This window comes from Marilutibacter aestuarii (assembly GCF_006546775.1).
Lineage (GTDB): Bacteria > Pseudomonadota > Gammaproteobacteria > Xanthomonadales > Xanthomonadaceae > Marilutibacter > Marilutibacter aestuarii.
In genome coordinates, this window is sequence record NZ_VICE01000105.1 from 1 (window position 1) to 23,201 (window position 23,201).

The 23,201-nt window shown below is 69.8% G+C and carries 26 protein-coding genes; 8 read left to right on the forward strand and 18 right to left on the reverse strand.

The window, feature by feature from the left end; genetic code table 11:
* Positions 1 to 64 precede the first annotated feature (64 nt).
* Positions 65 to 838: an NAD kinase gene (locus FKV25_RS11170; RefSeq protein ID WP_141518885.1), complete on the forward strand. Its 774-nt coding sequence runs from the start codon at positions 65 to 67 to the stop codon at positions 836 to 838.
* Positions 839 to 901: 63 nt separating this feature from the next.
* Positions 902 to 1,813, forward strand: a complete 912-nt coding sequence (locus FKV25_RS11175) for a 5'-nucleotidase (RefSeq protein ID WP_141518886.1) — start codon at positions 902 to 904, stop codon at positions 1,811 to 1,813.
* 48 nt (positions 1,814 to 1,861) lie between these two features.
* Here FKV25_RS11175 and FKV25_RS11180 read toward each other — a convergent pair whose 3' ends face one another.
* From FKV25_RS11180 to asnS, 18 genes are all read right to left on the reverse strand, one after another.
* Positions 1,862 to 2,422 carry a DUF2939 domain-containing protein gene (locus FKV25_RS11180; protein ID WP_141518887.1) on the reverse strand — a complete coding sequence of 187 codons (561 nt, stop codon included), beginning with the start codon at positions 2,420 to 2,422 and terminating at the stop codon, positions 1,862 to 1,864.
* A 106-nt stretch (positions 2,423 to 2,528) separates the two neighbouring features.
* Entirely contained in the window at positions 2,529 to 3,707 is a 1,179-nt protein-coding gene (locus FKV25_RS11185; RefSeq protein WP_170218619.1) for a DUF4785 domain-containing protein, read from the reverse strand.
* A 17-nt stretch (positions 3,708 to 3,724) separates the two neighbouring features.
* Positions 3,725 to 4,576: a Fes1 domain-containing protein gene (locus tag FKV25_RS11190; protein ID WP_141518951.1), complete on the reverse strand. Its 852-nt coding sequence runs from the start codon at positions 4,574 to 4,576 to the stop codon at positions 3,725 to 3,727.
* 216 nt (positions 4,577 to 4,792) lie between these two features.
* Entirely contained in the window at positions 4,793 to 5,479 is a 687-nt protein-coding gene (locus FKV25_RS11195) for a DUF2461 domain-containing protein (RefSeq protein ID WP_141518889.1), read from the reverse strand.
* On the reverse strand, positions 5,476 to 6,927 hold the full coding sequence (gene sbcB / locus FKV25_RS11200; protein WP_141518890.1) for an exodeoxyribonuclease I: 1,452 nt from the start codon (positions 6,925 to 6,927) through the stop codon (positions 5,476 to 5,478). The genes FKV25_RS11195 and sbcB overlap by 4 nt, the downstream gene beginning before the upstream one ends.
* Complete coding sequence (locus FKV25_RS11205) at positions 6,927 to 8,348, reverse strand: FAD-dependent oxidoreductase (protein WP_141518891.1); 1,422 nt, start codon at positions 8,346 to 8,348, stop codon at positions 6,927 to 6,929. The genes sbcB and FKV25_RS11205 overlap by 1 nt, the downstream gene beginning before the upstream one ends.
* Complete coding sequence (gene kynU, locus FKV25_RS11210; protein ID WP_141518892.1) at positions 8,338 to 9,612, reverse strand: kynureninase; 1,275 nt, start codon at positions 9,610 to 9,612, stop codon at positions 8,338 to 8,340. The genes FKV25_RS11205 and kynU overlap by 11 nt, the downstream gene beginning before the upstream one ends.
* Positions 9,613 to 9,660: 48 nt before the next feature.
* Positions 9,661 to 10,671: an amidohydrolase family protein gene (locus tag FKV25_RS11215; protein WP_141518893.1), complete on the reverse strand. Its 1,011-nt coding sequence runs from the start codon at positions 10,669 to 10,671 to the stop codon at positions 9,661 to 9,663.
* A 7-nt stretch (positions 10,672 to 10,678) separates the two neighbouring features.
* Positions 10,679 to 11,224 carry a 3-hydroxyanthranilate 3,4-dioxygenase gene (locus tag FKV25_RS11220; RefSeq protein WP_141518894.1) on the reverse strand — a complete coding sequence of 182 codons (546 nt, stop codon included), beginning with the start codon at positions 11,222 to 11,224 and terminating at the stop codon, positions 10,679 to 10,681.
* A complete protein-coding gene (locus FKV25_RS11225; RefSeq protein ID WP_141518895.1) occupies positions 11,224 to 11,664 on the reverse strand; it encodes a RidA family protein in 441 nt (146 codons plus the stop codon). The genes FKV25_RS11220 and FKV25_RS11225 overlap by 1 nt, the downstream gene beginning before the upstream one ends.
* A complete protein-coding gene (gene can, locus FKV25_RS11230; protein ID WP_141518896.1) occupies positions 11,661 to 12,326 on the reverse strand; it encodes a carbonate dehydratase in 666 nt (221 codons plus the stop codon). Before can ends, FKV25_RS11225 begins: the two co-directional genes overlap by 4 nt.
* Positions 12,323 to 13,759, reverse strand: coding sequence for an aldehyde dehydrogenase (locus FKV25_RS11235; RefSeq protein WP_141518897.1), 1,437 nt, complete (start codon positions 13,757 to 13,759; stop codon positions 12,323 to 12,325). The genes can and FKV25_RS11235 overlap by 4 nt, the downstream gene beginning before the upstream one ends.
* Before the next feature lie 37 nt (positions 13,760 to 13,796).
* Positions 13,797 to 14,105 (reverse strand): PilZ domain-containing protein, encoded by a 309-nt coding sequence (locus FKV25_RS11240; protein ID WP_141518898.1) that lies wholly within the window; start codon positions 14,103 to 14,105, stop codon positions 13,797 to 13,799.
* A gap of 15 nt (positions 14,106 to 14,120) precedes the next feature.
* Complete coding sequence (locus FKV25_RS11245; RefSeq protein ID WP_141518899.1) at positions 14,121 to 14,909, reverse strand: SDR family oxidoreductase; 789 nt, start codon at positions 14,907 to 14,909, stop codon at positions 14,121 to 14,123.
* A 2-nt stretch (positions 14,910 to 14,911) separates the two neighbouring features.
* Positions 14,912 to 15,559, reverse strand: a complete 648-nt coding sequence (locus tag FKV25_RS11250; protein WP_141518900.1) for an FMN-binding negative transcriptional regulator — start codon at positions 15,557 to 15,559, stop codon at positions 14,912 to 14,914.
* A gap of 7 nt (positions 15,560 to 15,566) precedes the next feature.
* Positions 15,567 to 15,890: a hypothetical protein gene (locus FKV25_RS11255; protein WP_141518901.1), complete on the reverse strand. Its 324-nt coding sequence runs from the start codon at positions 15,888 to 15,890 to the stop codon at positions 15,567 to 15,569.
* Positions 15,887 to 16,192, reverse strand: coding sequence for a hypothetical protein (locus FKV25_RS11260; RefSeq protein ID WP_141518902.1), 306 nt, complete (start codon positions 16,190 to 16,192; stop codon positions 15,887 to 15,889). The genes FKV25_RS11255 and FKV25_RS11260 overlap by 4 nt, the downstream gene beginning before the upstream one ends.
* Before the next feature lie 34 nt (positions 16,193 to 16,226).
* Positions 16,227 to 17,627 (reverse strand): asparagine--tRNA ligase, encoded by a 1,401-nt coding sequence (asnS, locus tag FKV25_RS11265; RefSeq protein WP_141518903.1) that lies wholly within the window; start codon positions 17,625 to 17,627, stop codon positions 16,227 to 16,229.
* A 194-nt stretch (positions 17,628 to 17,821) separates the two neighbouring features.
* On the opposite strand from asnS, the gene FKV25_RS11270 reads away from it, so the two are divergent.
* The 6 genes from FKV25_RS11270 (at position 17,822) to FKV25_RS11295 (ending at position 23,186) form a co-directional block, all read left to right on the forward strand.
* Positions 17,822 to 18,169, forward strand: a complete 348-nt coding sequence (locus tag FKV25_RS11270; RefSeq protein ID WP_141518904.1) for a HesB/IscA family protein — start codon at positions 17,822 to 17,824, stop codon at positions 18,167 to 18,169.
* Positions 18,170 to 18,239: 70 nt separating this feature from the next.
* Positions 18,240 to 20,045 (forward strand): DUF885 domain-containing protein, encoded by a 1,806-nt coding sequence (locus FKV25_RS11275; protein ID WP_211345422.1) that lies wholly within the window; start codon positions 18,240 to 18,242, stop codon positions 20,043 to 20,045.
* Between the two features lie 184 nt (positions 20,046 to 20,229).
* Positions 20,230 to 20,679, forward strand: coding sequence for a 30S ribosomal protein S6 (rpsF, locus tag FKV25_RS11280; protein WP_141518905.1), 450 nt, complete (start codon positions 20,230 to 20,232; stop codon positions 20,677 to 20,679).
* A gap of 11 nt (positions 20,680 to 20,690) precedes the next feature.
* The gene (gene rpsR / locus FKV25_RS11285; RefSeq protein ID WP_031372470.1) at positions 20,691 to 20,921 is read left to right on the forward strand and encodes a 30S ribosomal protein S18; all 231 of its coding nucleotides are present in this window, start codon (positions 20,691 to 20,693) and stop codon (positions 20,919 to 20,921) included.
* A gap of 103 nt (positions 20,922 to 21,024) precedes the next feature.
* Positions 21,025 to 21,477: a 50S ribosomal protein L9 gene (gene rplI / locus FKV25_RS11290; protein WP_141518906.1), complete on the forward strand. Its 453-nt coding sequence runs from the start codon at positions 21,025 to 21,027 to the stop codon at positions 21,475 to 21,477.
* A 284-nt stretch (positions 21,478 to 21,761) separates the two neighbouring features.
* The gene (locus FKV25_RS11295; RefSeq protein ID WP_141518907.1) at positions 21,762 to 23,186 is read left to right on the forward strand and encodes a replicative DNA helicase; all 1,425 of its coding nucleotides are present in this window, start codon (positions 21,762 to 21,764) and stop codon (positions 23,184 to 23,186) included.
* The last annotated feature ends 15 nt before the right edge of the window (positions 23,187 to 23,201 follow it).

Below are 23,201 nucleotides of genomic sequence, written 5' to 3' on the forward strand. Positions count from 1 at the left end.
CGCCGTCCTGCGCGGTGGGGCGGGGGGCCCGGGTTATGCTGGCGGCGCCCTCCAGGAGCCGACCATGACCGACTCGCCCCGCATCGCCTTCCTCGCCAGCCCGGCCGAGGACGCCCTCGAGGCACTGGAAACGCTGACCGCGCGCCACGGCCAACTCGATCCGGTCGAGGCCGACGTGCTGGTGGCGCTGGGCGGCGACGGCTTCATGCTGCAGACCCTCCACCGCTTCGGCTCGCTCGGCAAGCCGGTGTATGGCATGAAGCTCGGTTCGGTCGGCTTCATGATGAACCAGTACCGCGTCGACGGCCTGGTCGAGCGCCTGCACGCGGCGGAGCCCTCGGTGCTGCGTCCGCTGGAGATGGTCGCCACCACCGAGTCCGGGGCGACCGTCGGCTCGTTGGCCTACAACGAGGTGTCGCTGCTGCGCCAGACGCGACAGGCCGCCCACCTGGGCATCGAGCTCAACGGCCAGACGCGCCTGGAGGAGTTGATCAGCGACGGCGTCATGGTCGCGACCCCGGCTGGCAGCACGGCCTACAACTTCTCGGCGCACGGCCCCATCCTGCCCCTGGGCGGCAAGGTCATCGCGCTGACGCCGATCGCCCCGTTCCGTCCCCGTCGCTGGCGCGGCGCCGTGCTCAAGGCCGACACCGAGGTGCGCTTCCGGGTCCTGGACCCGTACAAGCGTCCGGTGAGCGCCACGGCCGACTCGCACGAGGTCCGCGACGTGCTCGAGGTGACGATCCGCGAATCGCTCGACCGCACCGTCACCCTGCTGTTCGATCCCGAGCACAACCTCGAGGAGCGCATGCTCGCCGAGCAGTTCATCGGCGGCTGAACCGCGCGCGTCCCGGCGTCGCCGGTCTCAACACCCGAGACCGGGGCAGGGCACAATAGCGCCATGCCAGACCGTGATGCCGACCCGCTGATCGTCGCGATTTCCTCGCGCACCCTGTTCAACCTCGAAGACAGCCATGCGCTGTTCGAGGCCGAGGGCATCGATGCCTATGCCGCCTTCCAGCGCGAGCACGAGGACGACCTCCTCGCGCCCGGCATCGCCTTTCCGCTGGTGCGCAAGTTGCTCGGCCTCAACGAGGGCGCGCCCCCAGAGGCGCCGCGCGTGGAGGTGATCCTGATCTCGCGCAATTCGGCTGACACCGGCCTGCGCATCTTCAACTCGATCGCCCACCATGGCCTGTCGATCAAGCGCGCGGCCTTCAGCAACGGCGCGCCACCGTTTCCCTACATCCGGCCGTTCGGCGCCGACCTGTTCCTGTCCACGCATGCCGAGGACGTGCGCAGCGCGTTGATGGCCGGGGTCGCGGCGGCGACCCTGTTGCCGGCGCAGGCGCCGCAGGACCGCCACGAGCGCCAGCTGCGCATCGCCTTCGACGGCGACGCGGTGATCTTCGGCGACGAAAGCGAGCGCGTGTCGCGCGAAGGCGGGCTGGCGGCCTTCACCGAGCACGAGCGCGCGAATGCCGGCGAACCGCTCTCCGGCGGCCCGTTCCGCGGTTTCCTGGACGCGCTCCATCGCCTGCAGGCGGCGTTCCCGGTGGGCCAGGATTCGCCGATCCGCACCGCGCTGGTGACGGCACGCTCGATTCCCGCGCACGAACGCGTGATCCGGACGCTGAGGGAGTGGGGCATCCGGCTCGACGAGGCGCTGTTCCTGGGCGGTCGCGCCAAGGGGCCCTTCCTGGAGGCCTTCGGCGCCGACATCTTCTTCGACGACTCCGCCCACAACATCGAGTCCGCCCGGGGCCTGGTCGCCGCGGGGCACGTGCCGCACGGCGTCGCCAACAGCGCTTGAGGCTCGTCCGGCGGCGTCGGCCGTGACGGCGAGCGGCTCCGGGTCCGCTCAGGGCGCGTCGTCGTCCTCGCCCAGGCGCAGGTCGATGTCGCTGATCTTCCAGCGCAGTCCGTGACGGGTCATGGTCACGTCGATTTCCTCGCCCTCGTCGTCCACCAGGGTCGCCTTGAAGCGCGAGAGCGACTCGAAGCGGTAGCGCGCGTCCTGGAAGGGGTCGCGTGCCGGCACGTCCTTGTAGATGTCATTGCGGGCCACGCTGTCGCGACTGGTGCGATGCCACAGGCTGCGCCCCTGCAACAGCGCGCCCACGCCGACCGGCGTGGCCATGGTCTCGATCGCGGCACCGCTGAGATTGCTGGCGACGGACAGCGCGAACGCGCCCAGCACGCTCTCGCGTACCTTCTCGCCGGCGCGGCGGGCCATGTAGTCGTCGGCCTGGGCCTTGAGGCTGCTGCGCACCGCCGGGAAATCGACATGGCGCGACAGCGCGGCACTGTCGTTCTCCTCGATGGCCGCGCGGATGCCCCTGACCGCCCAGAAGGGGCCCGCCGCCCACAGGGCCGCCAGCAGGAGGACCAGGGCGATGCTTGCCGCGATGAACTTCTTCATGTCGATGCCGTCGTTGGAGCCTGGGCAAAGCTTACCCGCTGTCCCGCGCGCGTGGGCGCGGGACAGCGGGGACCGTGGCGACGGCCCGCCAGGGCCTGGTCCGGGGTCAGAACTTCAACGCGTACTCGCGCGACTCGATGGGCGACATGCGCGTCTGGTCGTGGAGCTCGAGCTGGCGCAGCTCGAACGGGCGTCCATAACCTGTGGGCAGGTGCGAGCGATCGAACGAGAGCGTCAGGCGCCGTTTGCCGGCTTCGAACCAGTTGGCGGCATGCGCCTGGGACACCGGCGCCATGGCGCCATCCGCGGCGGTGGCATAGAGCGTGCCGCGCACTTCGAAGCGGCCCGTCGAGGCCACTTCCACCGGCAGCGATACCTGCAGGCGGGCGGGATCGACCTCGAAATCGCCGGCCAGGCGCGCGGTCGGTGCGGCGACCGCGAACGCCGTGCGTGCGTCGCGGGCGACCTCGCCGTCGTTGGCGAAGACCTGCAGCTCCCACAAACCGCGGGCGTTGCCGGTCGCCTCGGGCAGCTTGAAGCGGGCGACGTTGCGGCCATCGCGGCCGCCGCGCACCGCGACCGGGGTGCTGCTGCCATCGGGCGCGACGAGCAGGGCCTCGGCCTTGCCCGGCACCGGGCGCCCAGCGCGCTCCAGGTCGACCGCAACCTGCATGCGGCCACCCGCCAGCACCTGCTGTCGATCGGGGCGGGCACGCAGGACGACGTCGCTTTGCGGCTCGTACACATGGACGACGTAGTCGCCGCGCGCTCCCTCAGCCTGCAGCCGGTAGCGACCGGCGCCGGCCTCGAGCTTGACGATGGACGTGCCGGCGGTGATGGGCATGCCGGCGGCCTGCAGTTGCGCGCTGTCGGCGAGCGACTGCAGTTTCACGCGCCGACCGCCCTGGCTGACCCGCAGTTGCGTGGGTGCCATCGCGCGCGCGCCGCGCGCCGGGTTGACCCGGATCAGCGAGCCCGGAGCGGTCAGGCTGACGTCGACGCCCTGTTCGAGTTCGGCGCCTGCGACCGTCATCCAGTACTCGCGGCTTTCCGCCTCGAAGGGCGCGGCGGCCTCGACGCGCGCGGTGGGATCCAGCTTCCAGGCATAGCTGACCGCCTGGCGCTCGTGGTCGCCGGTCGGCGGCGGCAGCACGACGAGGCGTCCGGGCACCTGGTCGCCGTTGGAGGCCGGCAGCAGCGGCGTCGCCGCGTGGGTGGCGGTCGTCGCCATCGCCAGCAACAGCGGCAGGGTCGCGGCCTTGAGGGCGCGGGCTTGGGTGCGCATGTTCATGTCGTGGTCCCTCACTGTTGCATGTCGCTGCGGAGAATGGTGTCGAGCCGGAAGCAGGCCCGGCGGCTCTGGTTGTGGCTCAGCGGCTCGCGGTCGCGCGTGCGGCTCTTGTCCACGAACCACACGCTGCCGGCGGCCGACTGGCTGCTGCATTCCAGGAAGCCGTCCGAGCAGTCGTCGAGCCAGTTCTGGGTGGTCTCCAGGCCCACGTTCTCGGCATAGCCGCCGCAGTAGCTGTCCGAATCCCAGATCGCCGATTCGACATCGCTGCCGACGACGCTGCGGAAGGTGCGCGGCAACCCCGGTCGACCGGATGTGCCGTACAGGTATTGGCCGTTGTAGACCGCCATCCAGCTTTCCTGCTGCATGCGCACGGCGTCCGACTTGTAGCCCAGCAGCCAGCCCAGCGACTGTTCGAACACGTTGCCGTTCATGACTGCGTCCGCCAGCGGCGTGCCCGCCGAAGACGGGGCGATGGCATTGACGCGCACGAGCTTGTCGATGATCGACGGGTAGCGGCTGTCCCAGGTCGGGTTCGACATGATCCAGCGCATGACGTTGCCGCCATTGGAATGGGTGACCACGACAAGGCGGGTGATCCCGCGCTGGTTGATGAAGCTGGTCAGCTGGCCGGCGAGGCAGCCGGCGGCCCGGCTGTCCCACATGTACTGCTCGAAATCGCAGTTGATGACCGTGTAGTTGGCCGGGTTGGAGAGGCCCTGGCGGACCGAGTCGACCATCTGCGGCTTCCAGTAGTCCTGGTAGGCGTTGGTCTGTTGGCCGGTGCCATGGACGAAGGCGACGCCGGTGACGTCGGCGGCGTTCGCGCCTGGCGCGAGCATGGCGAGGAAGAGCGAGCCCATGACGGGGCCGCAAGCGAGCTTGAGCATGTTCACATTCCCTTGTTCGATGCGGCCGACGCCGACGGCATGGCCGCGGAGAGTCTGCTTTCCTGCGTTCCCCTCGACGCATCGCCATCGAAAATACCCGTACGTACGGGTATGTCATGCGGCGCTGCGACGATTCAGCGAACGTGCATCACAGAAATGGGACCGCGCCCGCCTGTCGGGATCGCCCGCTCAGAACTCCAGGTCGAGCGACGCGCACAGGTAGTCGACGAAGGGCGCCATGGCCTTCAGGTCCGTCTCCAGGCGCTGGCGCAGGCGCGGTCCGGTCATGGTCGCGTCGGTGATGGCACGGCTGACGACGAAATTCCTGCGTCGCAGGTCCTCGGCATGCTCGAAGTCCGGCGGGAATCCGCGCGGCATGCGCACCAGCATCTCGCTGTCATCGAGCCGGTAGCTGCGTTCGAAGCCCGGCGCGTGCGCGGCGCGGCGCCAGCCCTCGGGGTTGTCGAGGATGAAATGCCGGATGCGGCGCAGGCTGTCCGGGGATGGATGCCAGAGGCCGGCGCCGACGAAGCAGCGCCCGCGTTGCAGGTGGATGTAGAAGCCGGGGGCGTCGAGGTTCTTGCTGCGCTCGTGGAACAACCGCGCGCCCTGCCATGACTTGTACGGCGACTTGTCCTTGCTGAAGCGGGTGTCGCGATGGATGCGGAACAGCGATCCGGCCACGCCCTTGGGCACCGAGCGGTAATGCAGGCTGACCTCGGCCAGCGCGGGCTGCAGGTCGGACAGCAGGCGCCGGAACGGTTCGCGCACGTGTGCCTCGTAGCGGTCCTTGTGGGCCTGGAACCACTCGCGGCTGTTGTGCCGTCCCAGTTGCTGCAGGAAATCGAAGCTGGCGTCGCTGAAGTAACGGCTCATGGGGCCTCCGTCGATGCGGGCATCAGGCCCTCGCCGATGTGCTGCCGCCATGCATCGAGCTGGTCCAGCAGGGCGAGGCGGTCGGCGTCGCCGGCATGCTCGGCGCGCAGCGCCGCGATCTCGGCGCGCTGCCTGGCCACGCCGGTGTCGGGGTCGCGCCAGCGCGCCCGCCGGTACTCGTCCCAGCGGGCCGACTCGCTGGCCGACAGGGTGTCGGGCCAGTTGCGCGCCCGGTAGCGGAACAGCAGTTCGGGCAGGCGGGCATCGCGGAAGCCGAACACCCGCTCCCCCAGCGCGGCCGGCGGCGTGCTGCGCACCTCGGCGAACAGGCGCTTGTCGCCGTCGGCGATGAAACCGTCGTAGAGGGCGCCATCGACGTCGGAGGGCGCGTGTTCGCGGCCGTCGTCGAAGACCCGCCTGAGCTTGTCGGCCAGTGCCGGTCCCGCTTCGCGCAGGAGCGCGGCGCGGCGCTCGACTTCAGCGCGATCGATGCACAGGCGCTCGAAATCGGCCGGACGCAGGTGCTGCCAGGCGACCAGCGCGGGGCAGCGGTTGAGGTGGATTTCCTTCAGGGCGATGCGCGCTTCGCCCTCCGGCAGGTCGGCGGCCGGGGTGTAGAGGCGGTCGGCGATGTCCCCGGCCTCGAGTTCGAGCAGGCGCTCGGGCGACTGGTCCAGGTCGAAGACGATGATGCGGTTGTCGATGCGCGGATGGCGTGCGAGCGGGACCACCGGCGCCGCGCACATGCGACTGGCGGGGAACCGCTGCGACACGTGCAGCACGGGTGCCATCGCGACCACGTCCAGCAGGCCCGCCGCGAAGCGCTTGTTGCGCAGCTGCAGGGCGTAGTCCCACAGGCGCGGCTGGGCGGCGCGGAACAGGCGGGCCAGTGCGATGAGCGCACGCACGTCCGACAGCGCTTCATGGGCGTCGCCCTCGCGGACCCCATTGGCCTCGGCCAGGTGTTCGAGCTTGAACAAGGTCGCCCCGTCCTCGCGTCGCGGCCACGCCAGGCCCTCCGGGCGAAGCGCGTGCCAGAGCCGGAACACGTCGAGCAGGTCCCAGCGCGAGTTGCCGCTGCGCCACTCGCGCTCGTAGGGGTCGTGGAAATTGCGGAACAGGCCGTGGCGGACGAACTCGTCGTCGAACTTGAGCGAGTTGTAGCCCAGCGAACAGGTCTGCGGACGGGCCATCTCCTCGTGGATGCGCGAGAAGGCCTCGGCCTCGTTCACGCCCTCGCGCTCGGCCATCTGCGGGGTGATGCCGGTGACCAGGGTCGCGCCGGGGGAGGGCAGCAGGTCGTGCGCCGGCTTGACGAAGAAGCTGATCGGGGCCTCGATGGGTTGCAGGTCGAGGTCGGTGCGGATCGCCGCGAACTGGGCGATCCGGCTGCTGCGCGGATCGGTGCCGAAGGTTTCCAGGTCGTAGAACAGGAAACTGCCGGCCATCAGGCACCGCCCCGTTCGTGCGCCGGCAGGGGGGGCAGGCGCGCGAGGACGAGCGCGTCGGCCACGTCCCAGTCCAGCGTATCGAGCGTGTCGTGGCCGCGGGTGAGTTCGACGAGCAGCTCGCGTTGCACCCGCCCGCGCTCATAGGCCATGGCGTAGGGGAAGCGATGGAAGCTGACCATCGAATAGCGTGGCATGAAGCGCTCGGGATGGCGCAGCGCAAGCGCCTGTTCCAGTTCGCGCTGGAGCAGGTAGTCGTCGTCGTCGACCCGGTCGCGCATCTCCAGGTAGTTCTCCAGCGCCATGGCCTGGATCGCGCGTGCATTGGGGAGGCGTTCGGCCTGGAACGCAGCGAATGCCGCGGCGCGGTCGGCGGTGCCGTCGAGGTGTTCGGCCAGTGCCACGCAGTCCTCGAAGGCGCAGTTCATGCCCTGGCCGTGGAAAGGCACCATGGCGTGGGCGGCGTCGCCGAGCAGGACGGCGCGGTCGTCGAGCTGCCAGGTATCGAGGTAGAGCGTGCCCAGCACACCGGTGGGATTGGCCTCGAAATCGTGCTCCAGCCGGGGGACCAGCGGCAATGCATCGGGGAACTCGCGCGCGAACAGCTCGCGCGCCGCCGCGCCGTCGGTGACGCTGGCGAAGCTCGGGCCCCGGGGCGGCCCACCGGCGACGTCGACGACATCCTGGTTGGGCAGGAACAGCGTTACCGTGAAGGTGCGCTCGTCGTTGGGCAGGGCGATGCACATGTAGCGGCCGCGGGGCCAGATGTGCAGCGCGTTGGGTTCCATGCGGAAGCCGCCGTCCGCGCCCGGCGGGATCTCCAGCTCCTTGTAGGCGTGGTCCAGGAATTCGCTGCGTTCGCCCAGTTCGATCTCGGCGCCCATCGCCGCGCGCAGGGCGGAGCCGGCGCCGTCGGCACCCACCAGGGTCTCGAACCCGAGCTCGTGCAGATCGCCGTTGCGTTCGTCGACGAATCGCGCGCGCCGCGCCTCGAAGTCCACGCCCTGCAGGGTGCGGTGGAAATGGAAATTGACCCCGGCGCATTCGGCGATGTCGAGCAGGGAGAGGTTCAGCTCGCCGCGGTGGACCGACCAGATGACCTCGCTGTCGTCCTTGCCGTAGCGCTGCAGCGCGGTGCGGCCGTCGGCGAAATGGACCATGCGCCCGCGCATCATCACCGCGTGCGACATCACCGCCGGATCGGCGCCGGCCAGGCGCAGCGCGTGGCGGCCGCGCTCGGCGAGGGCGAGGTTGATCGAGCGCCCGCCTTCGTAGCCTTTGAGCCGCGGGTCGCCGCGCTTCTCGTGGACGTCGACCTGCCAGCCGCGGCGCGCCAGCAGGGTGGCGAACAGCGCCCCGGCCAGGCCCGCGCCGACGACGGTGATGCGGCGTTCGACGTGGGCGAGGTCGTCAAGCGGCATCGCGCCAGGCCTCCACCGTGCGCGCGAACCGCAGCACGTCGGCATGGGTGTTGTAGAGGGGCGCGGGCGAGATGCGGATCACGTCGGGCTCGCGCCAGTCGCCGAGCACGCCGTGGGCGGCCAGGTACTCGAACAGGGCGCGGCCCCGGTCGCGGCCGCCCGCGACCCGCAGCGACAGCTGGCAGCCGCGGCGTTCCGGCTCGGCCGGGGTCACCACCTGCAGCACGTCGGCCAGGCGCTCGTGGATCAGGGCTTCCAGGTAGCCAGTCAGGCGCAGCGACTTGGCCCGCAGCGCGTCCATGCCGACCTCGTCGAACAGTTCGAGCGAGGCGCGCAGCGGCGCCAGCCCGAGGATCGGTGGATTGCTGAGCTGCCAGCCCTCCGCGCCGGGCGTGGGCTTGAACTCCGGCGCCATCAGGAAGCGCGTGGCCGGCTCGTGGCCCCACCATCCGGCGAAGCGCGGCAGGTCGGCGTCGGCATGCTTCTCGTGGACGAAGCAACCGGCCACCGCGCCCGGGCCGCTGTTGAGGTACTTGTAGTGGCACCAGACGGCGAAGTCGACGCCGCTGTCGTGCAGGGCCAGTTCGCGGTTGCCGACGGCATGGGCAAGGTCGAAGCCGCAGCGGGCGCCGTGGGCATGGGCGAGCCGCACGATCGCGGGCAGGTCGAAGAACTGGCCGGTCCGGTACTGGATGCCCGGCCACAGCACGAGCGCAAGCCGGTGGCCGTGTTCGCGGATCGCCGCTTCGATCGCCGACATCGAGAGCGTGCCATTGGGCTCATCGGGCGCGACCTCGATCAGGTCGGTGTCCGGGTCGAAGCCGTGGAAGCGGATCTGCGACTCGACCGCGTGGCGGTCGGAGGGGAAGGCCCCGGCTTCGATCATGATCGCGGGGCGTTCGGCGGTGGGCCGGTAGAAGCTCACCATCATCAGGTGCAGGTTGGTGGTCAGCGTGTTCATCGCCACCACCTCCGACGGCCGGGCCCCGACCAGCCGACCCAGCTGCTCGCGCACCAGGGTGTGGTAGGTCATCCACTGCGCCTCGCCGGTGAAGTGGCCTTCCACCGCGCGCGTGGCCCAGGCATCGAGCACTTCCTCGACGTGCGCGCGCGCGCCGCGTGGCTGCAGGCCCAGCGAGTTGCCGACGAAATACGCCTGTTCGCCGTCGCCATGCCGCGGGATCAGGAACTGGTCGCGCCGGGTGGGCAGGGCATCGACCTCGTCGAGGTGGGCGGCGTGGCGGGGATCGAACAGGTCGGTCATTGTCGGTCGTCTTGAATGCGGGTCGGGGGCGCCGCGGCGCCCGGTGGATCAGCGGAAGCGGGCTTCGGGCAGGCCCAGCCACTCCAGCGCGGTGCCATGGTACAGGCGGGCCTGCTGGGTTTCGTCCAGGTCCAGCGATGCAATGCCGGCCCCCGGCGACTGTTCGCCAAGCGGGAAGGGGTAGTCGGTCCCGAGCATCACCTGCGACACGCCGCAGGTATCGAGCAGGTACTGCAGGGCGCGCGGATCGGCCACCCAGGAGTCGAAGTAGAGCTGCGAGAGATAATCGCGTGGATTGCGCGGGTTGTCGGTGGCCACCAGGTCGGGGCGCATGTTGAAGCCGTGCTCGATGCGGCCGATGGTGTAGGGAAAGGCCCCGCCGCCGTGCGCCAGGCACACCTTGAGCGCGGGCAGGCGCTCGAGCACGCCGCCAAAGACCAGGCAGCAGGCCGCGCGCGACTGCTCCGCCGGCATGCCCACCAGCCAGGGCAGCCAGTACTTGGGCATGGACGGCGTGCCCATCATGTCCCAGGGGTGGACGAGGATCGCCGCGCCCAGCTCGCTGGCGGCCTCGAAGAAGGGAAACAGCTCGGGCGCGTCGAGGTTCCAGTCGCCGACATGGCTGCCGATCTGCACGCCCTGGAGGCCCAGCTGGTCCATGCAGCGCTCGAGCTCCTGGACGGCCAGGCGCGGGGACTGCATCGGGACCGTGCCGATGCCGGCGTAGTGGCGAGGATGGTCGTGGCAGGTGCGCGCCATGTGGTCGTTGAGCGACTGGTGCAGCTCGAGCGCATGGTGGGGCTTGGCCCAGTAGCTGAACATCACCGGTACCGTGCTCAGGACCTGCACCTGCACGCCGAAGCGCGCGTAATCCTCGACGCGTTCCTGCGCGTCCCAGGTCTTGGACCAGATCTCGCGGAAGAACTTGCCGTCCTTGTAGATCCGATGCCGACCGTCGTCGGTGTGGTGGATCACCGGGAAGCGGTTGTCGCCGTACTTGCGCACCAGGTCCGGCCAGTCGCGCGGCAGGTAATGGGCATGGGTGTCGACCTTGAGCATGGCGTGCTCAGGTGATGTCGGCCAGCGTGTCGGGCTCGTCGTAACGCGCCGGACGCGGGTTCACGTGGCCGCAGGCCTCGCAGCTGCGATGTTCGAGCGAGCGGTAGAAGCGTTCGAACACAGGCGGGAAGTCCTGCTCGATGTCGCGCAGGTGGAAGTACTCCTCGAACAGCAGGTGGTTGCAGCGTTCGCAGTACCACAGCAGGCCGTCGTCCTCGTGCGGCAGCCGCCGGCGTTCGACCACCAGGCCCACGGACCCCGCCATGCGTTGCGGCGAATGCGGCACGCGCGGCGGCAGCAGGAAGATCTCGCCGGCGCGGATGGGGATGTCGCGCACGGCGCCGTCCTCCTGGATGCGCAGGACCATCTCGCCCTCGACCTGGTAGAACCACTCCGGGCCCTCGTCCCAGTGGTAGTCGGTGCGCTGGTTCGGCCCGCCCACGACCATGACGATGAAATCGCCGTCGTAGATGCACTTGTTGCCCACCGGGGGCTTGAGCAGTTCGCGGTTCGCCTCGATCCAGGCCTGGAAGTTGATCGGATTGGGCAGCATCAGGCATCTCCGTCGGAGGTGGCGCGGGCCACGCACTTGAGTTCGATGGCGATCGGCGTGGGCAATGCGTCGATGCCGAGCGTGGTGCGGCACGGCGCCGACGCCGGGTCGGGGAAATACTCCGCCCAGACCGCGTTGTAGGCCGTGAAGTCGCCGGCCATGTCGGTCAGGAAGACGGTGACGTCGACCAGGTCCTCCCAGCGGGCGCCCGCGTCCTCGAGCACGGCGCGCACGTTCGCCATCACCGCATGCGTCTGCAGCACGATGTCATGGCCGACGACGCGGCCTTCGGCATCGTGGCGGTTGCCCGGCACGCGATCGCTGGCCGGGTCGCGCGGGCCGATCCCCGACAGGAACAGCAGCTCGCCGACGCGGCGCGCATGCGGGTAACGTCCCACGGGACGCGGCGCGCCGGGGGCCTGGATGCCCGCGCGGCTCATCGCGGCGAATCGCCGCCGGCGCGATGCACCCGCTCGATCGCGGCGGCATGGGTCTCGGCCAGGGCCTCGTAGGCATCCACGTCGACGCCGAGGTCGTTCACCCGGCCGTTCTTCAGGCTGTAGACCCAGCCGTGCACGGTGAGGGCCTGGCCGCGCGACCAGGCATCACGGACGATGTTGGTCTGGCAGACGTTGCGCACCTGGTCGATGACGTTCAGTTCGCACAGGCGATCGTGGCGCTCGTCTTCGGCCGCCTGGTGCAGGCAATCCGCATGCTTCTCGGCGACGTCGGCGACGTGGCGGATCCAGTTGTCGGCCAGGCCCACCCGGTTGCCGTGCAGCGCGGCGTGCACGCCGCCGCAGCCGTAGTGGCCGACGACGAGCACGTGCTGGACCTTCAGCACGTCGACGGCGAACTGGATGACCGACAGGCAGTTGAGGTCGGTGTGGACGACGACGTTGGCGATGTTGCGGTGGACGAACACCTCGCCCGGCGCCAGGTCGACGATCTGGTTGGCCGGCACGCGCGAATCCGAGCAGCCGATCCACAGGAACTGGGGCGCCTGCTGGGTGGACAGGCGCTCGAAGAAGCCGGGGTCCTCGGCATTGATGCGGTCGGACCAGTCGCGGTTGCGGTCGAGCAGGTCATGCAGGGTCTTCATGGGGCGTAGGCTTCCAGTTGTAGGCCGATATTGCGGGGTTCGGTGAAAAAGCGCATGGCCTCGAGCCCACCCTCGCGGCCGAGGCCGGAGGCCCCACTGCCGCCGAAGGGCGTGCGCAGGTCGCGCATCATCCAGGTGTTGATCCAGACCATGCCGGTCCGAAGGCCGGCGGCGAGGCGGTGGGCGCGGTCGAGGTCGCGCGTCCATACCGACGCCACCAGCCCGTACTCGCTGGCGTTGGCGAGGGCGAGCGCACCGGCTTCGTCGTCGAACGGCTGGAGCGTGGCGACGGGACCGAAGATCTCCTCGCGGTTGCTTGCGCAGTCGGGACCCAGGCCGTCGATCAGGGTGGGGGCGATGAACCAGCCCGGGCGGTCGAGCGCGTGGCCACCGCAGAGCACGCGGCCGCCTTCGTCGCGGGCGCGTTGAAGGGCGGCGACGACCTTGTCGAAATGGGCCCGCGACGCCAGCGGACCCATCTGCGTGTCGCCGTCGACCGGATCGCCGACCTGCAGCGCGAGGGCATGCTCGACGAGGGCGTCGCGGAAGCCATGGTAGATGCTGCGTTCGACCAGGATCCGCGAGCCGCACAGGCAGATCTGCCCGCTGTTCTGGAACACCGAGCGCACCAGGGTATCGAGGCGGTCCTGCCAGCGGCTGTCGGCGAACACGAGGGTGGGATTCTTGCCGCCCAGTTCCAGCGAGACCTTCTTCAGTAGCGGGGCGGCGATGCCGGCGATGCGTCGCCCGACCGCCGTGCTGCCGGTGAACGAGACCGCACGCGTACCGGCATGCGCGACCAGGGGCTCGCCCACCTCGCTGCCGGTGCCATGGACGATGTTGAGCACGCCCGCGGGCAGGCCCACCTCGGCGGCCAGCTCGCCCAGCAGGGTGGCCGTGAGCGGGGTGATCTCGGAAGGCTTGGCGACCACGGTATTGCCGGCGGCCAGGGCCGGCGCGATCTTCCAGCTCAACAGGTAGAGCGGCAGGTTCCAGGGCGAGATCGTCGCCACCACGCCCAGCGGTGGGCGCAGGGTGTAGTTCAGGCCGGCCTCGCCGTGGTGCGATTCGCTGGCGAACTGGGTCGCGGCGTGCGCGAAGAAGCGCAGGTTCTGCACCGCGCGCGGGACTTCGATGTCGCGCGCGAGCCGGATCGGCTTGCCGGCATCGCGCGATTCCGCGCGCGAGAAGTCGTCGATGCGGGATTCGAGCGCCGCGGCCAGGCGCTCGAGCCAATGCGCGCGTTCACTGTTGGGCAGGGCCGACCAGGACGGGAACGCGGCGCGGGCGGCCGCGACCGCGCGCTCGACGTCATCCGGGCCCCCGTCGGCGAGTTCGGCGAAGGCCTGCCCCGTGGCCGGGTCGAACACCTCGCGCCAACGGCCGGAGGCCGCCTCGCGGGGTTCGCCATTGATCCAGTGCTTCAGGCGCATGCGGGGAGCTTACCGCGCCGGCACGAGGCGCGGCGCATCATGCGCGGCGCTTGGGCGGGACCGCCTGCGGCTCGTGGTACTCGAACCCGATGCGCGCAGCGGTCACCCGCGCCACCCGGGCCGGGACGATCACCGCGGGCTTGTCCTCGGCCTCGTAGAAGAACAGCCGCACCACCTGCTCCTCCTCCAGCGCGCTGTCGGGCGGGACGGCGATGCCGCAGCCGCCCTCGGACAGGTCCATCAGTTCGGCGAACCAGGCCTGTTCGGCCCGTACCACCATCACACGGTCGTGGAAGGGCGTGCGGTCGCCGATCCTGCGCTCGTCGTCGTTCGTGGCGTCGTCCATCGGGGTCTCCACCGGTCAGAGCGATCGGGTACGGCCGCCGTCGACCGGCAGGTTGACGCCGGTGATGTAGGCCGCGGCCGGCGAACACAGGAAGGCGACCGCCGCCGCCGTTTCCTCGGGCCGCGCGAAGCGGCGCATGGGGATCGCGGCGACCATGTCGGCATAGACCTCGGCCCGGCTGCGGCCGGTCCTGGCAACGGTCGTATCGATGATCTGCTCGATGCGCGGCGTCTGCGTGGACCCGGGCAGCACATTGTTGACGGTGATGCCCCTCGGGGCGAGCTCGGTGGCCAGGGTCTTGGCCCAGCTCGCGACCGCCCAGCGCGTCGCGTTGGACACGCCCAGTCCGGCCAGCGGTTCCTTCACCGAGGTCGAGATGACGTTGACGATGCGACCGTAGCCATCGCGCTCCATTCCGGGGATCACTGCTTCGGCCAGCACATGGTTGGCGATGAGGTGCTGCCGGTAGGCCGCCTCGAAGGCCGCGACGTCGGCACCGTGCACGGGTCCGGGCGGGGGGCCGCCGCTGTTGTTGACCAGGATGTGCACCGGGCGCGCGGACACGAGCGATGCGACCTTGTCGCGCAGCGCCGCGGTATCGGCGGCGTCGACCGCGATCCAGGCATGCGACTGCCCGGCGACCACCACCGGGAGCTCCCTGGCGAGCGCCTGCAGGACGTCCGCGCGCCGGGCCAGCAGGGTCACCTCGGCGCCCATCGCGGCCAGGGCCTCGGCGCTGGCCAGGCCGATGCCCTGGCTGGCGCCGCAGACCAGGGCGTGTTTGCCGGCCAGAACGGGTTCCATGGTCAGTCTCCTTGCATGGGGGCGGTGACTGCGGGCAGCGCGTGTTCGCGCATCAGTGCGGCGACCGCGCGTTCCCGCGGTTCGGGGCGCGCGTCCAGGTCGGCGGCGACCGCGGCGATGTTGGCGACCGGGTGGTTCTGGCCGAGCTTGAACTTGACCTCGATCGTGTCCACGTCCAGGTGGAACCCGACGATGCCGCGCAACTGGCGGCGATGGTCCTCTCGATCGGGTTCGAACGTCCAGTCGCGGCCGATCCGGGTCTCCTGGGCGTGGCTGAGCGCCGCGACAAGCGCGCCCAGGCCGGCCTCGTCCTCGAAGGTCCGCAGGCGGCCGCCCAGGTGGGCGACGGCGTAGTTCCAGGTCGGCACCCGCGCCGCCGTCTCCTTGTCGGGATACACGCCCGGCGACACATAGGCATGCGGGCCATGCACGATCGCCAACGCGCGGCCCTCGTGCCGGGCCTGGGGGTTCGGACGCGCCCAGTGCCCGGACAGGCGGACGCGGCGGCCGTCGCGCCGGTACAGCACCGGCAGGTGGCTGGCGCAGGGCGCGCCGTCGGCGACCGTCACCAGGGTGACGAAGGCATCCGCACCGACCAGCCGGTCGAGCGCGTCCAGGTCGTCGATCGCGAAGGCGGGCGGTGTGTACACGTGCGGGTCAGTGGCGGGAGGGCAGCTGGCTGACCATGTGCGCACGCAGGCGTTCGTCGTCCTCGGCCTGCGGCGGCTCCAGTTCCTCGAGCAGGAAGCCGCGGGCCTCGGCGTCTTCCTCGTCCAGGCCTTCGCGCTCGACGAACTCGGCATCGAGCAGGGCGGCGCGGGCACTGTCCTCGCTGTCGTAGGCCAGGGTATTGCCGTCGCTGTCGAAGACTTCGGCGGTGCCGGCCTCGCGCACGCGCAGGCGCGCCCAGACCACGGTCCGCCCGAGCGTCGCCAGCCACCATTGGCCCTGCACGGGGGAGGGGGCGTGCGTGTCGCTCATGCGACCAGCTCCGAGAGCAGCCACAGCACCCCGGCCATGGCCAGGCCGCCGAGGATGGTGATCAAGGACCAGCGCGCGGGCGTCGCCAGCCCGTCGAGGTTGCGGTCACCGGCCGATGCGTAGCCCCGGCGCAGCAACCAGCCCAGCGCGGCCGGCTTGAAGAAGGCCCCCGGCCCGAGCGTCTCCTGGATCCGTGGATGGCGGTCGCGGATGTGCACCAGTGCAAGCGGCCAGAAGATCAGCAGCGCCGTGAAACCGGCGATGGCGATGGCGACGAACAGCAGGGCGAGGAACAGGATCATCGTGTCGGGCGTGGCGGGTTGGGGCGGCGCATGCTCAGAACTCGGCCTGGCCGGGCGCGCGCGGGTAGGGGATGGCGTCGCGGATGTTGGCCAGGCCGCAGACATACACCACCAGGCGCTCGAAGCCGAGGCCGAAACCCGCGTGCGGCACGCTGCCGTAACGGCGGAAGTCGCGATACCAGCCGTAGTGCTCGCCATCGAGACCGAACTGCGCCATCCGCGCGTCGAGCACGTCCAGGCGCTCCTCGCGCTGGGCGCCGCCGATGATCTCGCCGATGCCCGGCGCCAGCACGTCCATGGCGGCGACGGTCTTGCCGTCGTCGTTCAGGCGCATGTAGAAGGCCTTGATGTGCTCGGGGTAGTTGGTCACCACCACGGGGCGGCCCACGTGCTGCTCGGTCAGCCAGCGCTCGTGCTCGGTCTGCAGGTCCAGGCCCCATTCCACCGGGAACTCGAACTTGTGGCCCGACTTCTGCAGCAGGCCCACCGCATCGGTGTAGTCGATGCGCTCGAAGGGCGCGTTGACGAAGGCCTCCAGGCGGGTCACCGCGTCCTTCTGCACGCGTTCGGCGATGAAGCCCATGTCGTCGCCGCGCTCGTCCAGGACCGCGCGGAACAGGTACTTCAGGAACTGCTCGGCGACGCGGGCGTTCTCCATCAGGTCGGCGAAGGCGATCTCCGGCTCGACCATCCAGAACTCGGCCAGGTGCCGGGTCGTGTGGCTGTTCTCGGCGCGGAAGGTCGGCCCGAAGGTGTAGACCTTGCTCAGGGCCAGGCAGTAGCCCTCGACGTTGAGCTGGCCGGACACGGTCAGGAAGGCCTCCTTGCCGAAGAAGTCGCGGCTGAAGTCGACGTTGCCCGCCTTGTCGCGCGGCAGGTTGGCCAGGTCCAGCGTCGACACCCGGAACATCTGCCCGGCGCCCTCGGCGTCGGAAGTGGTCACGATGGGCGTGCTGATCCAGTAGTAGCCGTTCTCGTGGAAGAAGCGGTGCACCGCCTGCGCCAGGCAATGGCGGATGCGGGTGACCGCGCCGAACAGGTTGGTGCGCGGGCGCAGGTGCGCGACTTCGCGCAGGAACTCCAGCGAATGCGGCTTGGGCTGGATGGGGTAGGTCTCCGGGTCGTCGACCCAGCCCACCACCTCGATGGCGCGGGCCTGGATCTCGAAGCCCTGGCCCTTGCCCTGCGACTGGACCAGCTCGCCGGTGGCGATGACCGAACAGCCCGCGGTGAGGTGCTTGACCTCGGACTCGTAGTTGTCGAGCGATGCAGGCGCGACGACCTGGATCGGCGCGAAGCAGGAACCGTCGCTGACATTGACGAAGCTCAGGCCGGCCTTGGAATCGCGCCGGGTGCGGACCCAGCCGCGCACCGTGACCTCGCCGCCGACCGGCAGCTTGCCTGCGAGCGCGTGTTCAACGCTGATGATCGTCATGGGCTGAGCACCGCCATGCCTTGAATCCTTGCCGTTCCGGGCCGATATGGGAGCCGTCAAGTCTAACGGGTGTGCGGGTGCACAGGCGAGGGTGCCGCGCCGGCCGCCGCATGACTGCAACACAACGTACGACCCGCGTGCCCGTCCCGGCGGCGCGCAGGCCCTATAATCGACCCATCCCGATGGAGTGCCCCATGGCCGTCACGCTCGCCCCCGCCGCCCTTGCCCGAGTCCAGCGCTTCCTCGACGCCGACGCGTCGGCGATGGGCCTGCGCTTCGGCGTGACCCGGACCGGGTGCTCGGGCTGGCAGCACGTCGCCGACCTGGCCCGCGAGGAAAAGCCCGGCGACACCGTTTTCGAGCACGAAGGCGTGCGCATCTACGTCGACGCCACCAGCCTGCCGCTGGTCGACGGCACCCGCATCGACGTGGTCAACCAGCGCCTGGGCGAACAGTTCGTGTTCCACAACCCGAACGTGGCCGACGCCTGCGGCTGTGGCGAGAGCTTCACCACCGAGGCCTTGCCCGAACTCGGCCGCTGACCGGGGCCACGCGCCCGCGAGGCGCCATGCCGCTAGACTCCGGGATGGTTCGAATCCCCGGAGAACGCACGTGTCACGATCCCTGATCCTTGGCCTGGCGATCGCCGCCGGCCTGGCCGGCCTGCCGTCGCCCGCGCATGCTGCCCCGAGCGGGCAAGCCGCGACCGTGCGCGATCCGGCCGTGGAAGCGCTACACGCGCTCTATGCCGCCGAATGGGAGCGCGGCCTGCGCGACTCGCCCGAATCGGCGAGCTACAACGGCGACGCGCGCTACAACGACCGCTGGACCGACGAGAGCCTGGAGGCCATCGCCGCGCGCGAGGCCCACGATCGCGAGGTGCTGGCCCGGCTCAGGCAGTTCGATCGGGGGGCGCTGGACGAGGCCGAGCGCCTGAACTACGACGTCTTCCTCTGGCAGCAGGAGCGGGCGGTCGAGCGCCAGGCGTTCCGCGAGTGGCAGCGCCCGGTGAGCCAGCGCGGCGGCATCCAGAACGCCGAAGGCATCGCCCAGGTGTTGCCGTTCAAGACCGCCAGGGACTACGAGGACTGGCTCGCGCGGCTGGCGGGCATCCCCACCCTGGTCGCGCAGACCACGGTGCTGATGCGCGAAGGCCTGGCCGCGGGCAACACGCCGCCGCGCGTGCTGATGGAGCGGGTGCCTGCGCAGATCGACGCGCAGCTCGTCGACGACCCCGCCATGAGCCCGTTCTACGGCCCCTTCGAGCGGATGCCCGATACCCTTCCGGCCGCGACGCGCGCGGACCTCCAGGCCCGCGCGCGGGACGTGATCGCCGACGCGGTGGTGCCGGCCTACCGGCGTTTCGCGGCCTTCTTCAACGACGAGTACCTGCCGGGCACCCGCAGTGGCATCGCCGCCGCCGACCTGCCCGACGGGCGCGCCTACTACGACTTCGTCGCCGGGTACTACACCACCACCGGGCTGTCGGCCGACGAGATCCACCGCATCGGCCTGCGCGAGGTCGCACGCATCCGTGCCGAGATGGAGCAGGTGCGCGCGGAGGTGGGGTTCGAAGGCAGCCTGGCCGAGTTCTTCACCCACCTGCGGACGGCGCCGGAGTTCTTCCACGACAGTCCCGAGGCCCTGCTGGCCGGCTACCGGGACGTGTCCAAGCGCATCGACCCGGAACTGGTGAAGGTGTTCCGGACCTTGCCGCGACTGCCCTATGGCGTGCGCCCGATCCCCGACAACATCGCCCCGGACACCACCACGGCCTATTACCAGCCCGGTGCGGTCGATGGCAGCCGCGCGGGCTACTACTACGTCAACCTCTACCGCCCCGAGGTCCGGCCGAAGTGGGAAATGATGGCCCTGAGCCTGCACGAGGCCGTGCCGGGGCACCACTTCCAGTTCGCCCTGGGCATGGAGATGCCCGACGTGCCGATGTTCCGTCGCGTGGCCTATTTCGTGGCCTACGGCGAGGGCTGGGGCCTGTACGCCGAGCGCCTGGGCTACGACATGGGCCTGTACGAGGACCCCTACGACCGCATGGGCCAGCTCGCCTACGACATGTGGCGCGCGGTACGCCTGGTGGTCGACACCGGCATGCACAGCAAGGGCTGGAGCCGCCAGCAGGCGATCGACTACTTCATGGCCAACTCGCCCAAGACCCTGCAGGACGTCACCAACGAGATCGACCGCTACATCGCCTGGCCGGGCCAGGCGCTGGCCTACAAGATCGGGCAGATGAGGATCTCGGCGCTGCGCGAGCGGGCCCGGGATGCCTTGGGCGAGCGCTTCGACCTGCGCGATTTCAACGACGCCGTGCTGGAGACCGGTTCGGTGCCGCTGGACACGCTGGAGCGCCACATCGATGCCTGGATCGACGCACGACGGCCGCAGGGGGCGGCCAGCTGAACGGGGCAGGGGCGGTAGCCGGCGCCGCCGGGCGCCCGGAGTTGCCCTCAAGTCATTGATGCTGCGATAATTGCCGGCTCCCTCGCCGAAGAGGCGGGGGACCTTGCTCCACCGCGCCCATCCCGGGCGCCGGGGGGCTGATCCGGCCAGCGCCGCGCTGGCCATCATCCGAGAGGAAAAACCGATGCGTCACTACGAAGTCGTGTTCCTGGTCCATCCCGACCAGAGCGAGCAGGTCCCGGCCATGATCGAGCGCTACAAGGGCCTGATCGAAGCCGGCGAGGGCAAGATCCACCGCCTGGAGGACTGGGGCCGCCGCCAGCTGGCCTATCCGATCCAGAACCTGGTCAAGGCCCACTACGTCCTGCTCAACATCGAGTGCGACCAGGCCGCGCTGAACGAGCTGGTCGACGGTTTCCGCTTCAACGACGCGGTGCTGCGCCACCTGGTCATGAAGCGCGACGAGGCCGACACCGAGCAGTCCCTGATCATGAAGTTCAAGGACGAGAAGAGCGACAAGCCGGAGCGTTCGGAGCGTCGTCGCCGTGACGACGACAACGCCGACAGCAACGACAGCAACAACGACGGCGATTCCAACGACGCCGATTCCGACGACAACGCCGAAGCCGCCTGAGGATCGCCCACATGTCCAAGTTCTTCCGCCGCCGCAAGTTCTGCAAGTTCACCGCCGAGGGTGTCAAGGAGATCGACTACAAGGATCTCAACACCCTGCGCCAGTACCTCACCGAGACCGGCAAGATCGTGCCGAGCCGCGTGACCGGTACCAAGTCGAAGTACCAGCGCCAGCTGGCCACGGCCGTCAAGCGCGCCCGTTTCCTGGCCCTGATCCCGTACACCGACAACCACAACGCCTGATGCCGACCGCGGCGGGTGCCCGATGGCACCGCCGCGCGTCCCACCATTCGGACAGCAGCCGCTGCGGGGCCGCGTGCCCCGCTAACGAATACGGAGCAATACCATGCAACTGATCCTCCTGCAGAACGTGCAGAACCTCGGCAAGCTCGGCGACAAGGTCGACGTCAAGCCGGGTTACGGCCGCAACTTCCTGGTCCCGCAGGGCAAGGCCGTGCCGGCCACCGCCAGCAACCTGGAAGAGTTCGAGGCGCGCCGCGCCGAGTACGAAGCCAAGGCCCAGGCCATCCATGACGAGGCCGTGTCCCGCCAGGCCAAGCTGGAAGGCGCCAGCGTCACGATCTACGCCAACGCCGCGACCGAAGGCAAGCTGTACGGTTCGGTGACCACGCGCGACATCGCCGACGCGCTGACCAAGAACGGCCTGCCGGTCGAGAAGTCCGAGGTCATCATGGGCGAGGGCGCCATCCGCCACGTCGGCGAGTACGACGTCGTGGTGCACCTGCACGCCGACATCGACGTCACCGTCAAGGTGGTCGTGGAAGCCGAAGCCGCCTGATCCCGGCGCCAACGGCTCCACCCGGCGGGCGCCCCAGGGCGCCCGCCGTCGTTTCGCGCCCCCGCGATCCGGCCCGTCTCCACTGGTGAGACGGCAATGCGCTAAAGCATGTCGAGGGCCCGCCCGCGCAGGCTGTCCACCGGTTGATACCGGCTTATCCACAGCTTGGCCACAGACCTGTCTGCAACCTTGTGCGTGCCCCCGGGGCTAGGATGCCCAACCCGCGTTCCGTCCTTGCCCCGGCGCTGCCGGGGCGGCATCCCGTCCAGGAGCTCCCAGCGTCCATGAATGCACGACCCGGCTTCCGTAACGAACCGCGCGGCGACAAACGTTTCGATACGCGGGCCGAACAGCGCCTGGACCAGCTGCGCCTGCCGCCGCAGTCCATCGAGGCCGAACAGGCGGTGCTGGGCGGCCTGATGCTGGCCCCCGAGGCCTACGATCGCATCGTCGACCAGCTCAGCGAGTCCGACTTCTACCGCCGCGACCACCAGCTGATCTTCCGCGCGATCAACGAGCTCGCGCAAAAGGCAAGGCCCTACGATGCGGTGACCCTGGGCGAGTGGTTCGAATCGATGGGCCTGGGCGAGCAGGTCGCCGGCGGCGCCTACCTGATCGAACTGGCCAGCACGACCCCGTCGGCGGCCAATATCCGCGCCTATGCCGAGATCGTCCGCGACAAGGCCATCCTGCGCCAGCTGATCGACGTCGGCACCGACATCGTCAACGACGGCTACCAGCCCGACGGTCGCGACAGCAGCGAGATCCTCGACGAAGCCGAGCGCCAGGTGCTGGCGATCGCACAGGCCAGCAACAACGGCAAGAACGACTTCACCAGCGTCCACCAGGCCCTCACCACCGCCTTCGACGAACTGCAGACGCGCTACGCCAACGGCGGCGCCATCACCGGGCTGCCGACCGGCTACAACGAGTTCGACGAGCTGACCGCCGGCCTGCAGAAGACCGACCTGATCATCCTGGCCGCGCGCCCGGCCATGGGCAAGACCACGCTGGCGCTGAACATGGCCGAGTACGCCGCGTTCCGCAGCAAGCTGCCGGTGGCGGTGTTCTCGATGGAAATGTCGGCCAGCCAGCTGGCGATGCGCCTGATCTCCTCGGTCGGGCGGGTCAATGCGCAGCGCCTGCGCACCGGCCAGCTCGAGGACGAGGACTGGAGCCGCGTCACCAGCGCGATCCGCCAGCTGCGCGAGGTCAAGATCTTCATCGACGACGAACCCGGCCTGTCGCCGACCAAGCTCGCCGCCAAGGCGCGACGCCTCAAGCGCGAGCACGGCCTGGGCCTGATCGTCATCGACTACCTGCAGCTGATGTCGGTGCCGGGCAACAACGAGAACCGCGCCACCGAGATCTCGGAGATCTCGCGCTCGCTCAAGGGCCTGGCCAAGGAGCTGGAAGTGCCGGTCATCGCGCTGTCGCAGCTCAACCGCTCGCTGGAAACCCGCACCGACAAGCGCCCCGTCATGGCCGACCTGCGCGAGTCGGGCGCCATCGAGCAGGACGCCGACATGATCGTCTTCATCTACCGCGACGACTACTACAACAAGGAAAACTCGCCCGACAAGGGCCTGGCCGAGGTGATCATCGGCAAGCAGCGAAGCGGCCCGACCGGTTCGGTGAAGCTGAAGTTCTTCGGCGAGTACACCCGCTTCGACAACCTCGCGCACGACTCGGCCGGCAGCTTCGAGTAACGCGGTCCCCACGGC